Origin of the sequence: Carnobacterium jeotgali MS3 (assembly GCF_000745125.1) — a bacterium.
Taxonomy (GTDB): Bacteria; Bacillota; Bacilli; order Lactobacillales; family Carnobacteriaceae; genus Carnobacterium_B; species Carnobacterium_B jeotgali.
On record NZ_JQNF01000007.1, the window covers coordinates 135,652 to 151,752 of the forward strand.

A 16,101-nucleotide genomic window follows, 5' to 3' on the forward strand; every position below is an offset into this window, starting at 1 on the left:
ACTCCTTGCTTTCCTTCATCAGTCTTTTATTCCACTCAATGCTTTTTCCAGTGCTTTCCAAGATAACGTCGCACATTTGATGCGGGCAGGGAATTTTGCGACGCCATTCAATAATGCCGCATCCCCTAGCTCTTCCAGTTTTGGAACGTCTTTGCCTTGTACAAGCAGAGAGAATTGATCTGCTAAGGCGAGTGCTTCAGAAACGGTTTTCCCTATCACGGCATCCGTCATCATACTCGCACTAGCTTGACTGATAGTACAACCGCTTCCATCAAAACGAATATCTTTAATCACTTGGTCTTTAACGACTAGTTGTAGTTGCAGCACATCCCCACAAGTCGGATTAAGCAACTCGATTTGAGTTGTTGACTGTTCCAATTTCCCATGGTGATGTGGATGGCTGGAGTGATCCAAGATGACTTGACGATACAATTGATCCAGTTTAGTTAAGGCCATGAGCAAAAAACTCCTTTGTAGCCAGCAATGCTTCAATAAATTTATCCACATCTGCTGTCGTATTGTACAGATAAAAACTCGCTCGAGCGGTTGAATCGGCTGATAATCTGCGCATCAAGGGTTGAGCACAATGATGGCCAGCTCGAATCGCTACCCCTTCCATATCCATAGCGGTTGCCACATCATGTGGATGAAGCCCATCTAGGTTGAACGTTACGATACCGGTTCGTTTTGCTATATCCTTTGGTCCATAGACTATTAATCCTGGAATCGCTATTAATTTTGGCCATAAGTAAGCCATCAAGCTTTTTTCGTGTTCTTGAATCGTTGACAAGCCAATCGTTGATAAATAATCAATGGCTGCACCTAGTCCAATGGCTCCGGCAATATTAGGGGTGCCGGCTTCAAACTTCCAAGGCAATTCTTTCCACGTACTGTCTTGTTCATCCACCACAGCAATCATTTCCCCACCAAATTCAACGGGGTCCATTTGTTCTAATAAGGTACGTTTCCCGTACAGCACGCCAATGCCAGTCGGTCCGACCATCTTATGTCCACTGAAAGCATAAAAATCAGCTTCCAACTCTTGGACATCCACCGGCATATGCGGAACAGCTTGCGCTCCATCGACCACTAATACGGCTCCTCTTGCATGGGCCAGTCGTGCAATGTCTTGAATCGGGTTAATGACCCCAAGTACATTGGAAACGTGCGCCAACGCTATGATTTTAGTCTTCTCACTTAATTGAGCGTGGAAACTCTCCATGTCCAACAAGCCTTCTTCTGTCAGCTCGATATACTTTAATGCAGCACCGGTTTTCTTAGCTAACTGCTGCCAAGGAATCAAATTAGAGTGATGTTCCATTACAGAAATGAGGATTTCATCACCCTGTCTTACATTCGCTTCGCCGTAGCTTTTGGCTACCCAGTTCAAACTAGTCGTGGTACCACGGGTAAACAAGACTTCAGCTGATTCATTGGCGTTGATAAAGTGTTGTACTTTTTCACGCGCTGCTTCGTACCCTGTTGTAGCTCGTTCAGCTAATGTGTGCACACCGCGATGGACGTTGGCATTGGCTTCACGGTAATATGTTTCAAGAGCAGCCAATACGGCTGTTGGTTTTTGAGTGGTCGCCGCATTATCTAAATAGACTAACGGTTCATCGTTGATAATTTGAGTTAGAATTGGAAAATCATTTTTCACTTGTTTGGCTGAAAAACTCATTTGCTTAACTTCCTTTCAATCGTATCCACTAATCCGTCACGCACAACTTTCAGTGGTATCGCCGCAATCACGGAACCTAGGAAGCCACGAATCACTAACCGTTCGGCTTCTTGTTTCGGAATACCTCTACTCATTAAGTAATACAATTCTTCCGGATCGACTCTGCCTACACTGGCTGCGTGTCCAGCAGTAACGTCATTTTCATCAATCAATAAAATTGGATTGGCATCTCCTCTGGCGTGTTCGGATAACATTAAGACACGGCTTTCTTGTTGGGCATCAGCACCTTTTGCGCCTTTGATAATGTGTCCAATACCATTAAACGTTAGCGTTGATTTATCTAGAATCACACCGTGTTGCAGAATATGACCAATCGTATTGCGACCATAATTAGTCACGCGCGTATCGATTCCCTGGATCTGTTTGCCCATACTGATGGCAACGATTTTCACAGCGCTGTGTGCACCTTCTCCAATCAAATCGGTATCAAAGTCGGCCACCACATTTCCGGTATTCATCACACCTATTGCCCATTCGATAGTCGCGTCTTTCAAAATGTGGGCGCGACGGTTGATATACGTTGTCGTATTTTCACCTAATTGGTCAACCGCAGAATATTTCACTTTCGCTCCTGGATTAGCAATTACTTCCACAATGATATTAGCGGTATTTTTTTCAGTCCCAATTGTTTCATATTTTTCCACATACGTAAATTCACTATTGGTATCCGCAAAGATCAATACGTGTTTAATCCAACTATTTTGGACTTGACTGTTTTGCACGTACAGTGCTTCCAACGGTTCTTCAATCACAACATTTTTAGGAACATACAAGAATAATCCACTCGTCATAAAGGCTGTATGGAAAGCCGTTAGTTTGTCTTCATCGTGCGCGACTGCCAACGTCATATAGACTTGTTCGACTACATCTGGGTGTTCTTGTAAAGCCGTAAAAATATCGGTAAAAATAACCCCTTGTTCATAGTATTTCATGGGCAATTGTTCCATAACCGTTTGATTGCCGACTTGAATCACGCGCGGAGCATCATTATCGCCCGTTAAGAAATCTTCCGCTAATAGAATTCCTTCTTCATAGCTGAACAAATCTGGCACTTCAAACAATGGCCAGCGTTGGTACTTGACGCGCTCAAATACTGGCAATTCCAATCCAACAATTTTCGCTAAAGCTGTTTTCCTCAATTCCAGCATCCACAGAGGTTCTTCTTGCATCACTGAAAACTGCTGAACAGCATCAAGATAAGCATTAAAATTTATCTCTTTCATCTTGATCCTCCTTAATCATCTTCCAATACAATATCTAAACCAAGTTCATCACGAATCCCTTTATAGCCTTCTGCTTCCAAGCGTTTAGCGAGTTCTGGCCCACCAGTTTTTACAATAATACCGTTCATCATGACATGCACCACATCGGGTGTGACATAATTCAACAAGCGTTGGTAGTGAGTAATGATCAATGCGCCAAAATTTTCACCGCGCATCGCATTAACTCCTTTTGATACGACTTTCAATGCATCAATATCTAGACCTGAATCAATTTCATCCAGAATGGCAAATGTCGGTTCAATCATCATTAATTGCAAGATTTCATTGCGTTTCTTCTCGCCACCGGAAAATCCTTCATTCAAATAGCGTTCAGCCATTTCTTCTGGCATATCCAATACTGCCATCTTTTCATCTAACTTTTGGATAAACTTCATCACCGAGATTTTATCGTCTTCTGGTCTGCGAGCATTGATTGCCGCACGCATAAACTCAGCATTGGTAATTCCAGCAATCTCACTTGGGTATTGAACAGCTAGAAACAACCCCGCACGTGCACGTTCATCAACCGCCATTTCTAATACATTTTGCCCATCCAATAAAATTTCACCTTCTGTAACAATGTAGCTAGGGTGCCCCATAATGGCTGCCGAAAGGGTGGATTTACCTGTTCCGTTAGGTCCCATAATGGCATGGATTTCATTGGTATTCATCACTAAATTTACGCCTTTTAAAATTTCTTTTTCTTCAATGGACACATGTAAGTTTTTTACTTCTAGTACTGACATAAGTTTCATTCGCTCCTGTACATTAGATTATTTTCACAAATCATGAGTGATTGGATTTTTGCTTTCATAGCTTATATTCTAGACTAACCTTTCTACTTTCGCAATCTTATTAGTCATGGCTATGGGTTTACTTTTCTACTTTGAATCAAGTAAACTGATAAAAGGAACTATTAAGAAATTTAGCTGAATTTTCTAAACTACTTTTATAGTTGTTCAGCTCGTCAAGAAAGGAATGATTTTCATGAAACCTCTTATTGGAATTGCCGGAAATATCTTATTAGACCACGCCGCTATGAATGGTTTTCCAATCACTTATACACCGCAAGGATTTGTTAAAGGCGTTCAGCAAGCGGATGCGATTCCTGTAGTTTTTCCAATCAGTGACCCACACGAAGCTAAAGAATACATGTCGAAAGTGGACGGACTTTTGTTGGCTGGCGGACAAGATGTATCACCATTACTATTTGGCGAAGAACCTAGTTTAAAACTAGGTGCCACTAACCCAGCTCGTGATGCTTTTGAGATTGCTCTTGTAAAAGAAGCACTTCATCAGGCCAAACCCATTTTTGCAGTCTGCCGTGGTCTTCAATTATTGAATGTCGCTTACGGTGGCACACTTTATCAAGATGTTTCGGATTATCCTGATTTAGCTGTCCAACACATTCAACTGACTCATTTTGAGACTGGCGCTCATACGATTACAATTGATCCTGATAGTACGATTGGAAAAATCTTTGGCGATCAATATGTAGTGAATACTTATCATCACCAAGCAATCAAAAATTTAGCTGACCCTTTTAGAGCTGTCGCTTGGAGCAAAGACGGATTAGTCGAAGCCTTTGAAGCTAAATCGTCTAGTCAAAGTATTGTCGCTGTGCAATGGCACCCTGAATTAATGCTGTCACACGATGTCATGATGCAACGTTTGTTTACCGATTTTATTAAACGAGTAATCAAAAAAATGACTTAAAAAAACTAGTTCTGCTTCTTTCCTAAAACAGTAGTGTTCTACTGTTTGATGGTCAGATCATGAACTAGTTTTTTTATTAAAGACTATGTTGAATCAAACGTTGGATTCTTTTTTGCAGCTCAATTGCTTCTAATTCAGGCATTTCAGGCAACTTATGACTGTCTGCTGCAGTTGAGATAATCAAAGACATTAGCCCCATTTTTTGCGTTAAAGGACCTTTATTAGATTCGATGTTTTGAATCCGAATGAGCGGAATTGTGACTCTTTTTTTTATCACGATGCCCGAAACAAAATCAATCTCATCATTTTTATATTCCACTTTCCAAGACTGATAATTTAACGTTGGCACAACATAAATGAGTAAAAATCCACCAATAATTGTTACTCCGATAGTGATATAAATACCCGCTTCAGGTAACGCAGTATTGGGCATGATTTGGAACAGAAAGTTATACAGTAAAGTAACGACCACTAAAGGAAGACTATTCATGAACCCGCGAATGCGCCATAGCTTCAATACTTGGGGATGAATCTTTGTTTCCAGTCCCATACACTTTACTCCTCTCTGTTGTTAAAAACCAATTAAATATTCGTTCACAATCTGCTTCTTCTATAAAAGATAACTGTTTGACCTGGGCGGAATCTCCAAGTGCACTAGATACTTCTACTTTTCCTAAATGACTTTTCTTTAAGAAGGGTGTTTGTTTAACGGTTAGATTTAAGATTCGGTCTCTACGTAAATAAACCGTTTCTGTGCTGATGAATTTAGGCAATTGGAAGGTGATTTCTGCTTCTGAAAGAGTATATCCTGTTCTTTTGTAACTTCGGTATCCATAAAGAATTGTCAACAAACTCATCACAGCTCCAATAATCCAGGCAAATGGCCATAAAATATAGGATACCAATAGTGATAAACTAATCCATATTAGTAGCGGAACTTGGATAAACCTTCTCCAAGAACGAAGGGGAACAACAGGTTGAGCCGGTTGGCAGATAAACTGCGGTACGATTTCTGCTCTTAAAACAGCCAATTGTTTTGTCTTGACGAGCGGCAGTAAAATGATTTCTCCCTTTTCAGTTGCTTCACTTGTATCTTTTTTATCCGCAACGTTTTCATCACTGGTGATACCTACCGAAAACGTCGTGTACCCTGCTAACTTTTGCACCCAATTCTGCTTTTCCCAAACACTTTGAATATTTGCTACCGCAATCGTCTGACTTTTGACCTCTAGTAATCCTTTTTCAATCGTTAGATAGTTATTCGTTACATCAACTTTGTATTCGAAGTTTTTTATAATGGACAGTAGACTTCCGATAAAAAACAAAAGCAGAAATACACCTATACTAAGCAACAAAATAGATACAATAGCCGTTTGGCTGACAAAAGTTCTTGCTTGGTCAAAAAGTGCGTCTGGAATGAGTTCGCCAAAAATATTTATCGCTCCAACAAATACGATAAAGCCTTTAATAACAGAACCGCCCATCACATTCATTTTAAGAATATCAACTAAACTCATCGTATAAACGGTTCGGGTCACGCCAGCTTTTTGTAATGAAAATCCGCTATGACGATCAATCTGTGGTTCTGTTGTACTTTTCCTCTCAGATACAAGAAAGGTTTCTTTTAGAAAGTGCAGTTGATTTGCCAATTGCAAGGCATTTTCTTTCGATAAAGCATCTAAAACAATACCTTTTCCTGGTGTTTTGATTTCCAGTTTAGTAGCATTGAAAAAACGGTGAACAATATCTTCACTGTAATCGATGCTTTGAATACGGGTGATTTGAACATCTTTTTCATTTTGAACAAATAGTCCACTTTTAACAACAAAGCGGTTGCCTTCAATCCAATAAGTTGTGCGAACAAATCGCAACACATCAGCTAAGTAAACTAAACCAAAAATCGTAATTGAAAGCACCGTTAAAATCAGTCCAAAACCATCTAATCTAGAACTTGAAAAGGCGAAGAAAATAATTGGCCAGATAAATGAAACCAAGCGACTGTAAGCAGTGGTCACCAGTGTTATCGGGTGTAGTTTTTTTTCATTATACATCTGATTTCACCGCCTTTATTCGTTCTATCAATTGACTTCTCAATTCTTCAGCCTCTTGTTTAAGGAGTAAAGGAATCTCATGTTCTGTTCCTGCGGTAAAAACTACATTCATTTGTATGCCATATTTTTTAGTCAGCGGACCTTCTTTCACGACCACATGTTGGATGCGTTCGATTGGAATCAACGTTCTCTTTTTAAAAAACAAGCCGTGCATGATTTCTAAATAAAGCGGATGCATTTCATAGCGCACCGATTTTAATTTTAAATAAGGTAACAAGAAGACACTGACTGAAAAGTCCGCTACCGGTAAACTAATCCAAATTGCTATCAACCATTTTGGCCAATCAAATCGCACTGTCAAGAACATTAAAACGCCAAAAAAAGCTAAGGTAAAAAAACTTTCAATAACATTCGTTGTTCGTTCATAGCGAATCACACTTTCATCTAACTTTTTTGTAGGCATTTCCTTATACATGATACTCACTCCTAACCAACTATCCTTTCATTGAGTGTATCATTATCTTGAAAAGAGTACTATCTTAATGTTTCGCTAAATACATAAAACAACCGCTATTCTAATTGAACTTCTCTCTTTTATATTACCAATTCCAATTTCCCATACCGTCAACTCTACAAACTACGAAAACAATCTAAAAATAACCCGCCGACTAAATGATTTAGTTAGCGGGTTAACACCTTATTCAGATTGCATGATTTTTAATTTTGATGATGACTTAATTTGATTACTTAAAATTCTGGAGGAATAAGATTACTTGTAGCCCTGTTGAAGATTGAAAGATCTTAAGACCTAAGGCTTAAGACGGTATCAGAGCTCTTACAAGCAAATCCGTCCGTCTATTCCATAAGAATTTTTTTTAAGCATCCACACCATTTATAAAAAAATATTAGTTCCTTTATTTCTACTAGTTTGAACAGGTTTATTCTGTTACGGGAACGACTGCTCCATCCCATTCTTCTAAGATGAAATCTTGGACTTCTTTAGATTTTAATACTTCAACCAATTTCAAAATAGCTGGATCTTCAGCATCTTCTGAGCGAACGGCAATAATGTTTGCATATGGTGAAGAAGAACTTTCAATAGCAATTGAGTCTTCAAGCGGGCTGATATCTTGATCCACAGCAAAGTTTGAATTGATAGCAATCAACTCTGCTTCATCTTGTTGGTACAATGTCGTCATCAAAGCTGGATCATTTTCGTATTCAAATTTCAAGTTCTTAGAATTTTTGTCAATATCGTCAAACGTAGCTGTGGTAAGATCCACACCATCTTTAATCGTTACAAGTCCGGCTTCTTGGAAAATTCCAATTATGCGTCCCCAGTCTGATTGGTTGTTGCTGACTAAGACAGTTGCACCATCTTCTACCTCATCTAAACTTTTATAACGTTGAGAAAAAATTGCTAAAGGTTCAATATGAATGCTTCCAGCATTCGCAAAATCATAGCCATTTTCTTCTACTGCTGCATCAAAAAATGGAATATGTTGAAAATAGTTAGCATCAATTTCGCCTTCATCTAAAGCCACATTCGGAATCACGTAGTCATTGTAAGTAGTGATATCCAGTTTGATGCCTTCTTCTTCAAGAATCGGTTCAGCAAATTCAAGAATTTCAGCATGTGGCACGTTGCTGGCTCCAATTTTGATTGTTGTATCTTCTGATCCTGAACCAGTCGATTCATTTTTGCTTTCTTCACTGCCACAAGCCGCTAACGTTAAGACTACCCCTGTTGTTACTAATGCTGATAAAAGTGTTTTCTTTTTCATCTTTAAATCCCCCTATTTTCTATTGTTTTAATAATTTAAATCCCCTATTTAAATTGCAGTGTTGCTATTTATCAGCTAATGATTTTTGTTTCTTTTCAGTTAGCTGTTATGCTGACTTACCGTTTATCGACTTTTTTGACAAGCACATCGCCAATAGCTTGGATGATAAAAACGATCACTAAGATAATCAATGTTGCGACTAGTGTTACAGCTGGCTGGCTACGTTGGAAACCATCAAGATACGCTAAGTTTCCTAAACCGCCTGCTCCAATTACACCTGCCATCGCTGTAGCACCAACTAAAGAAATCGTAGTAACTGTAATACCTGATACAATTGCTGGCAAACTTTCTGGAATCAAGACTTTGTAAATGATTTGCCATTTGCTGGCCCCCATAGCTTCAGCTGCTTCAACGACACCTTTATCGATCTCTCTAAAACCAATTTCAACCAGTCGTGCAAAGAATGGTGCTGATGAAAGAATCAATGCTGGTAATGCAGCTACCGGTCCAATAATGGATCCTACAAGCGTTTTTGTGACGGGAATCAACAGCACAATCAAAATGATAAATGGGATTGAACGGAAAACATTGACTAAAATAGCCACTACTCGGTACAGTATTTTGGCAAACACTGTATTTTTTCCATTTGTTTCATACAATAATAGCCCCAGCAATAATCCGGCAAAGAAAATGATTACGACTGATCCAAGTGTCATACTAATCGTTTCAATCGTTGCTTCTTGCATTTTTTCCCAATTGACTTCTGAAAAATCGAGGTACTCTGATAAAACACTGGCTCCAAAACTAAGCTTCGACAACATGTTCTACCACCTCGACTTCTACTTGTAATTTTCTTAACTCTTCAATAGCAATTTGTATTTTTTGACTTTCACCTGTTAGTTGAACATAAAGTGAACCAATTGCACCGTCTTGCGTTTGTTGAATGCTTCCTTGGATGATGCTTAAATCAACACCATCTTCTCGAACAATTTTTGACATAATTGGCATCTTAGCTTGTTTGCCATGGAACGTTAAGTGAACAATCTTTCCTTCAGGATATTCAGCTAATAACTCTTCAAAAATCAGATCCGTATCTTCGCTATCCGGATTTGAATCTTGGCGGATAAAACGTTTCGTTATTTCTTGTTGCGGTTTTTTGAAAACATCTATCACAGAGCCTTCTTCAACAATTTTTCCATTGTCCATAACTGCCACTTTATCACAGATTTTACGAATCACATGCATTTCATGCGTGATCAATACAATGGTTAAATTTAAGCGTTTATTGATATCTAATAATAAATCTAACACCTCATCCGTTGTCTGTGGATCAAGGGCACTTGTTGCTTCATCGCACAGCAATAACGTTGGATCATTAGCTAGTGCTCTTGCAATCCCAACACGTTGCTTTTGACCACCTGACAATTGTGAAGGATAAGCTTTTTCTCTTCCTTCCAGTCCTACCAAACCAATCAGTTCTTTTGCTTTAGCTTCACGTTCTTTTTTAGGCATTTTGGCTAATTCAAGCGGGAATAAAACATTTTCTTCTACCGTTCTTGACCACAATAGGTTGAAATGTTGAAAAATCATTCCGATTTTTTGACGTTCTTTTCTCAGGGATTTCCCCTTCAATTGTGAGATGACTTTCCCTTCAATAGCAACTGTGCCATCTGTTGGCATTTCTAAGCCATTAAACATTCGAACCAACGTACTTTTTCCTGCTCCAGAATAACCGACGATACCATAAATTTCGCCATCTTTGATTGAGACATTGATATCTTTTACAGCTGTTAAACTGCCTTGTTTTGTTTGAAACACTTTTTTTACGTTTTTTAATTCAATCACTTCAATCACCCCTCTCATTTCATTCAAATAAAAAAACTTCCGCCCTTATACTGAGCATACTTGCTTAGTATAAGGACGAAAGTTTCGACTTTTCGTGTTACCACCTTAATTTGTCAATTTATCACTAAATCAACCTCATACAGTACTTAAGTTTTTTTCAACTTTTTTATACTGTGGCACGTTATCGGGTGCACCCGGAATAGGCTTATGCAAAGCATTCACTTATTCTGCTCAAAGACCATCTTCGGTTCAACTTCCATTACCTTTTTTCAGCAAACAAGGCTCTCTATAAATGGTTATTACGAACGTACTCTTCTTATCATCGCGTTATTGATATTTAACATATTCTAACAGAGCTGTTTTTTTCTGTCAACTTTAATTCTTAAACTTCTGCTGACAATTTTTCAAAAGTACCAGGTTCCACATCTTTCACTTCAAGAATCCAGTTGTCTTTTTCATCTGTACTGTTTAATTTTTCCGGATTATCCGTTAACTCAGTATGAAATTGGACTACGACACCTGTTAAAGGAGACAACAATTCAGTAACTGCTTTTGCTCCTTCTACACCTAGTAATACATCGTTTTCTCTTACTTCAGCTAATGTGTTTGGTAATTCTACAAACATGACTTCACCCAAATCATCTTGACCTTTTTCAGATAAACCGATGCGGTAGTTGTCGCCTTCTTTTAATACCCACAAACCATTTTCGCTGTATCTCATTTGTTGTTCCACGTTAACCGCTCCAATCGTTTTTTAGTTTCCATTCCACGTTGTTTCATAAACGTTTGCTTTAAAACCAAGTGTTGTTGTCTTTCCATCCGTCAGCAATGGACGCTTGATCAGCATGCCATCTGACGCCAATACTGCTGCACCTTCCGCTATACTCATACTGGGCACTTTGGATTTCAACCCTAATTCACGGTATCTATTCCCGCTGGTGTTGAAAAAACGGATGAGAGGCAAATCAGACTGCTCTATTAAACTCGTTAGAATTTCTTGCGTTGGCGGAGTCTCAATCATATTTATCGCCTGATAGTCCAGCTCATGTCCGTCTAACCATTTTCTGGCTGCTTTGCACGTTGAACAAGTAGGGTGTTGATAGAATTTAAGCAATTTGGCTCACTCCAATAGCTGTATTTCTTTTATTTGAAATCTTCATCTTCTTCAGAGAACATGTAGCTGCGGTAATGGTACCTCATGGACATTATGAGTCCAACACCCATCATATTTCCTAACAACGCAGTTCCCCCTTGAGAAATAAATGGCAATGGGATTCCCGTTAACGGAAGCAACCCAATACTCATACCGATATTTTCAAAAACGTGGAACAAAATCATCATAATAACACCTGTGGCAATATACGCATAAAATTCATTTTTCGTATCAAAGCAAATGCGGATCATTTGGTAAATCAATAAAAAGTAGATAAAAATTAAAATACAACTGCCAAGAAATCCAAAATTTTCTCCAATGGTTGAAAAAATCATGTCAGACTCTCGAACCGGTACATAAACTTCTGACGTTCCGAATCCTTTGCCGAACATTTTACCTGATCCAATCGCTTTTATACTTTGAATCAATTGATAGGAGGTATCTCCTGAGTCTCCATATGGGTTCAGCCAAGAGTCGATTCGAGAAAATTGATACGGTTTAAAACCTAAGCGCAGTAAAAAGTCACGATTGTATACAACTAATATAAGTAATGTTCCACCAAGTGCAGCCACTCCTGTAAATAGTGGCAGTATAATCTTCCAAGAGACTCCTGAGATCAACACTAAACCAATAATAATGGCAATAAACACTAATGTTGAACCTAAGTCATTTTGTAGCATAACTAATACAAGTGGCGGAATAGACGTTAATATGATTTTGCCTAGCAATAAGAAATCTGCTTTAGGATAATGAGTCGGGTAATCGCCGTTGTGTTTTGTAACGACACGAGCCAACATTAGAATAAAGGCTATTTTCATGATTTCCGAAGGCTGAAAGGTTAATCGACCTATCTTAAACCAACTTTTTGCTCCGGTAACTAATTCAAGAGACCGGTCGTAAAAGAATAGTACCAACACTAATAGAAAAAGCCCAAATCCATACGCTATCGGGGCAAGTTTCCATAACTGCTCAGAATCAAACTGCATGATCACTACGATGGCAACTGCACCAACTACGTACCAGATGACTTGCATCAATGTATCACCGATTCCGGAGTTCCCAGTTAAATGAGTGGTTGAATAGATAGTCGCAATACTAATGATTGCTAGCAACAATACTGATAAGATAATCCCATAATCTATTTTTGTTTCTTTATTTTCTGTCATTTTTTAAAATTCTCCTTGTGTCCTATCTATCAAAAAAATTCATTATCAAACTCCATCCATTATATAAGAAAAACAACCTAAAAAAAAGGCTTGTCGCATTTCTTAGAAAAATCTTACAACGCTATTTGGATATAAGCGTATGAAGAAAAAGAAAACTGAGTCTTCACTCAGTTTTCTTTTGTTTTTCTACTGTTTTTACTTTTACTAATTTTTTATGTTGAATCGAATCTGAACTGTCTGGATATTCTTTTTGCTTGTCATCTTTTTCAGCTTCATCTTTCTCAAGCTTAACTTCATTAACTGATCTGCCCGTTTTGAATTCAAAGTAAACGGTATTGATCAGTCCACCTATTAATAAAATTATAGCCGATAAATAAAGCCACAACATCAAAACAATGAACACCCCAAAAGTGGCACTAGCGGCTGCTTCTCCTCCAGCATATTTAACATACAGTGTAAAGGCTTGAGATAAGATCAACCAACCTACTGTAGCAAATATAGCACCTGGAAGAGCATATTTAATGTGCAAACGGTGATTCGGTACTAAAAAATAAACCATAGTAATGACTAGAATTAAGACAACTAATAGAACTAACCATTTATAGCCAAAGACTTGCAGAACAAGGCTTAAATCGATTCCAATAAAATCTTGGATAAACAATAAAATTTGTTCCCCAAAAACAAAGATGAAAATCAATGCTCCTACGATAGCCACAATGGCTAATTGAACTAAGAATGATACTAATCGAACGATAATGAAGTTATTTCTTTTTTCAACGCCATAAACGTCATTTAATACATTTTGTAATGCATTAAAAGCCTTACTAGCAGACCACAATGACGTAATCAACCCAATAGAAATAGCTCCACCACTCGAACTGCTCAGGTAATTTTCTAGGACTGGTGCTAAGACAGTGTAAATATCTGGCGGGACAGCTGTTTCTAGCATTGGCAAAATATCTGCGGCATTTATCGGGAATAGCGGAATAATATTTGCTACAACCAACAATATCGGGAATAGCGATAATAACGTGAAGTAAGCCAACTCAGCTGCATTTGATGAGACTTCCGCTCGTGCCCAATTGGGTTTTACCACTTCTATCAGAGACTTAAACTTATCTTTGAAAGAAGCCTGTTTTATATCCGTTGTCAAAACGACCACATCCTTTACTTTATGTATAGAAAAATCATAGCATAGATGAGTTTAAAAAGCTTTTAGGACGCTCTTTAAAGAAAGTAAAAACCTAAAAAAACAACCCTATAAAAATAGGATTGTTTTTAGATCTGCATTAGACAATCAGACTTACATTTGGTGTAGATTGTAGTCCATAATTAGTTTATTTATTCCTTCATCGACAGATCTTACTTTAGACTCTGTTCCTGAGTTAGTCGTTACGGTAACAGTCTGGCCTTCTGCTTGTTGCAATTGACCAATTTTTTCATCATTCACATACAGTTCCAACTCAGTGAAACCATCTCTATTATTAGGGGTTTCTTTTACTTCTACTTGAACTTTTTTATTTCCTTTTGACATGCGAATGCTCCTTTTTGCAGTTAGTTTCTCCATTAGTATACTGCATTTCAGAGGAAAATTCATTTATTTGTTTTGTTTACTATCATTTTTCATTCAAAATCACTGACTAAATTAATTAAAAGAACCTAATGCTTCATGATATGGCAAGTTCAAAGACTCCGCGACTTCTTTTTTAGTCAACTTTCCATTCATGACATTGATACCTGTATAAATTGTTGAATTCTCTTTAGCTGCTTTGATCAATCCTTTATTTGCAATTTCTACTGCGTAAGGAATCGTAACATTCGTTAATGCTAAAGTAGACGTTTTAGGTACAGCTCCTGGCATATTTGCAACCGCATAATGAACAATGCCGTGTTTTACATATACAGGATCATCATGTGTCGTCACTTCAGAAGCTGTTTCAACGATTCCACCTTGATCAACAGCTATATCAACGATAACTGAACCTTTTTCCATTTGTTTAACCATTTCCTCGGTTACAAGTGTTGGCGCTTTTGAACCTGGAATCAGAACAGCACCAATCACTAAATCTGCTTCTTTAACAGCTTTTGCGATATTGAATTCATTTGACATTAAAGTGTTAATTTTATTCTCAAATAAATCATCTAACTCTCCAAGACGTTTTGGATTTACATCTAAAATCGTTACTTCTGCTCCTAGACCGATAGCGATTTTAGCTGCGTTTGTTCCCGAAACTCCACCACCTATAATGGTTACTTTCCCTTTTTGAACACCGGGCACGCCTCCTAAAAGAATCCCTTTTCCTTGGTTAACACTTTCAAGAAACTCAGCACCAACTTGCGCAGCCATTCTGCCGGCAATTTGACTCATTGGTGTTAAAAGTGGCAATGTACCATCTTTTCCAACCATTGTTTCATATCCAATAGCGGTAACGCCTTTACTCATTAGTTCTTTGGTCAACTCTAATGCCGGAGCTAAATGCAAGTAAGTAAACAGAATCATTCCTTTTTTAAAATACTTGTACTCGCTAGGTATGGGTTCTTTTACTTTAATAATCATTTCAGCATTCCAAACTTCCGTAGCTTCTTCTAGTAAAACAGCTCCTGCTGATTGATATTCTTCATCTGTAAATCCAGCCGTCTTTCCTGCACTTACTTCTATCATGACTTCATGTCCATGTTCTACAAGGCTATTTACACCTGCAGGCGATATAGCAACTCTGCTTTCATTATTTTTAATTTCTCTTGGTATCCCAATTTTCATAATTGATATCCTCCTATATTTTTTTAGCATTTTTCCTACTTTATAGTTCTATTGTAACGCTCCATGAGGTAGAACCCAACTATTTCGATGTATCTCCTTATTTATCAGTTTTTATTCATTAGACATATTTTGTTCATATAAAACACTGTTTTCAAAGTGTTTTTCAAAAGCTATTTTCATTTTGTTTGGAATGTTATATAATCAATTATTGTGATTATGGAGGTGTAATTTATGTTAATCGACATTAACGATGAATTTTTTAATGAGTTACATGATGTTTCAGACTCGCTAGAGATGACAGTTGGAGAGTACTTAGAAAATCTCCATGAAAAAAATCAAAGCTTAAAAAATATTTTATTAGATGATAAAGAAGGATTTCAAGAATTTATAAAAGAATTCCATCTTATATTAGATGATCTATTTATCCTTAATCATGAGGCATTAACTATTGTAAACGAAAATGAAAAGTCTGCACTAATGAAACCCGTATTTATAGAATTAATGAAAATGTCTAGTAGTAACATTACTGTGTTGTCTAAATTATACGAAGTTTACCTTCAGTCATCTAAATCAATCAGTCAATGAATATAACATATTTCCAATTATTTAAATGCAGTTTAAC

18 protein-coding genes and 1 other annotated feature are annotated in these 16,101 nt (G+C 37.7%); of the genes, 2 read left to right on the forward strand and 16 right to left on the reverse strand.

The features are described from left to right. Nucleotides 1–18: 18 nt before the first annotated feature. The 4 genes from sufU to sufC are packed head-to-tail and all read right to left on the reverse strand — an operon-like array spanning nt 19 to nt 3,749. The gene (gene sufU / locus BP18_RS06740; protein ID WP_029277742.1) at nt 19–456 is read right to left on the reverse strand and encodes a Fe-S cluster assembly sulfur transfer protein SufU; all 438 of its coding nucleotides are present in this window, start codon (nt 454–456) and stop codon (nt 19–21) included. Further along, nucleotides 443–1,681, reverse strand: coding sequence for a cysteine desulfurase (locus tag BP18_RS06745; protein ID WP_029277740.1), 1,239 nt, complete (start codon nt 1,679–1,681; stop codon nt 443–445). Before BP18_RS06745 ends, sufU begins: the two co-directional genes overlap by 14 nt. Continuing rightward, nucleotides 1,678–2,964 carry a Fe-S cluster assembly protein SufD gene (gene sufD / locus BP18_RS06750; RefSeq protein WP_029277738.1) on the reverse strand — a complete coding sequence of 429 codons (1,287 nt, stop codon included), beginning with the start codon at nt 2,962–2,964 and terminating at the stop codon, nt 1,678–1,680. The genes BP18_RS06745 and sufD overlap by 4 nt, the downstream gene beginning before the upstream one ends. Before the next feature lie 11 nt (nt 2,965–2,975). Beyond that, nucleotides 2,976–3,749: a Fe-S cluster assembly ATPase SufC gene (sufC, locus tag BP18_RS06755; RefSeq protein WP_007721390.1), complete on the reverse strand. Its 774-nt coding sequence runs from the start codon at nt 3,747–3,749 to the stop codon at nt 2,976–2,978. Nucleotides 3,750–3,990: 241 nt separating this feature from the next. On the opposite strand from sufC, the gene BP18_RS06760 reads away from it, so the two are divergent. Then, a complete protein-coding gene (locus BP18_RS06760) occupies nt 3,991–4,719 on the forward strand; it encodes a gamma-glutamyl-gamma-aminobutyrate hydrolase family protein (RefSeq protein ID WP_007721392.1) in 729 nt (242 codons plus the stop codon). Nucleotides 4,720–4,795: 76 nt separating this feature from the next. Here BP18_RS06760 and BP18_RS06765 read toward each other — a convergent pair whose 3' ends face one another. From BP18_RS06765 to ald, 12 genes are all read right to left on the reverse strand, one after another. Then, nucleotides 4,796–5,269, reverse strand: a complete 474-nt coding sequence (locus BP18_RS06765; protein WP_231549446.1) for a PH domain-containing protein — start codon at nt 5,267–5,269, stop codon at nt 4,796–4,798. Next, nucleotides 5,202–6,770, reverse strand: coding sequence for a PH domain-containing protein (locus BP18_RS06770; protein WP_029277734.1), 1,569 nt, complete (start codon nt 6,768–6,770; stop codon nt 5,202–5,204). Before BP18_RS06770 ends, BP18_RS06765 begins: the two co-directional genes overlap by 68 nt. Next, a complete protein-coding gene (locus tag BP18_RS06775; protein ID WP_029277732.1) occupies nt 6,763–7,245 on the reverse strand; it encodes a PH domain-containing protein in 483 nt (160 codons plus the stop codon). The genes BP18_RS06770 and BP18_RS06775 overlap by 8 nt, the downstream gene beginning before the upstream one ends. 463 nt (nt 7,246–7,708) lie before the next feature. Then, nucleotides 7,709–8,554, reverse strand: a complete 846-nt coding sequence (locus BP18_RS06780; protein ID WP_007721404.1) for a MetQ/NlpA family ABC transporter substrate-binding protein — start codon at nt 8,552–8,554, stop codon at nt 7,709–7,711. Between the two features lie 116 nt (nt 8,555–8,670). Further along, the gene (locus tag BP18_RS06785) at nt 8,671–9,375 is read right to left on the reverse strand and encodes a methionine ABC transporter permease (protein WP_007721406.1); all 705 of its coding nucleotides are present in this window, start codon (nt 9,373–9,375) and stop codon (nt 8,671–8,673) included. After that, complete coding sequence (locus tag BP18_RS06790) at nt 9,359–10,399, reverse strand: methionine ABC transporter ATP-binding protein (protein WP_035050511.1); 1,041 nt, start codon at nt 10,397–10,399, stop codon at nt 9,359–9,361. The genes BP18_RS06785 and BP18_RS06790 overlap by 17 nt, the downstream gene beginning before the upstream one ends. 68 nt (nt 10,400–10,467) lie before the next feature. Next, nucleotides 10,468–10,731 (reverse strand) — a binding site (T-box leader). 50 nt (nt 10,732–10,781) lie between these two features. Next, entirely contained in the window at nt 10,782–11,132 is a 351-nt protein-coding gene (locus BP18_RS06795) for a glycine cleavage system protein H (RefSeq protein ID WP_029277728.1), read from the reverse strand. Nucleotides 11,133–11,153: 21 nt separating this feature from the next. Beyond that, the gene (locus tag BP18_RS06800) at nt 11,154–11,513 is read right to left on the reverse strand and encodes an arsenate reductase family protein (protein WP_029277726.1); all 360 of its coding nucleotides are present in this window, start codon (nt 11,511–11,513) and stop codon (nt 11,154–11,156) included. 29 nt (nt 11,514–11,542) lie between these two features. Then, nucleotides 11,543–12,718, reverse strand: coding sequence for an FtsW/RodA/SpoVE family cell cycle protein (locus BP18_RS06805; protein ID WP_029277723.1), 1,176 nt, complete (start codon nt 12,716–12,718; stop codon nt 11,543–11,545). Between the two features lie 163 nt (nt 12,719–12,881). Continuing rightward, nucleotides 12,882–13,880 carry a YihY/virulence factor BrkB family protein gene (locus BP18_RS06810; RefSeq protein WP_029277722.1) on the reverse strand — a complete coding sequence of 333 codons (999 nt, stop codon included), beginning with the start codon at nt 13,878–13,880 and terminating at the stop codon, nt 12,882–12,884. 141 nt (nt 13,881–14,021) lie between these two features. Continuing rightward, a complete protein-coding gene (locus BP18_RS06815; protein WP_029277720.1) occupies nt 14,022–14,252 on the reverse strand; it encodes a DUF2969 family protein in 231 nt (76 codons plus the stop codon). 111 nt (nt 14,253–14,363) lie between these two features. Beyond that, nucleotides 14,364–15,479: an alanine dehydrogenase gene (ald, locus tag BP18_RS06820; protein ID WP_029277719.1), complete on the reverse strand. Its 1,116-nt coding sequence runs from the start codon at nt 15,477–15,479 to the stop codon at nt 14,364–14,366. Nucleotides 15,480–15,710: 231 nt separating this feature from the next. Between ald and BP18_RS06825 the strand changes: the two genes are divergently transcribed. Continuing rightward, nucleotides 15,711–16,064 carry a hypothetical protein gene (locus BP18_RS06825; protein ID WP_029277718.1) on the forward strand — a complete coding sequence of 118 codons (354 nt, stop codon included), beginning with the start codon at nt 15,711–15,713 and terminating at the stop codon, nt 16,062–16,064. Nucleotides 16,065–16,101 lie beyond the last annotated feature (37 nt).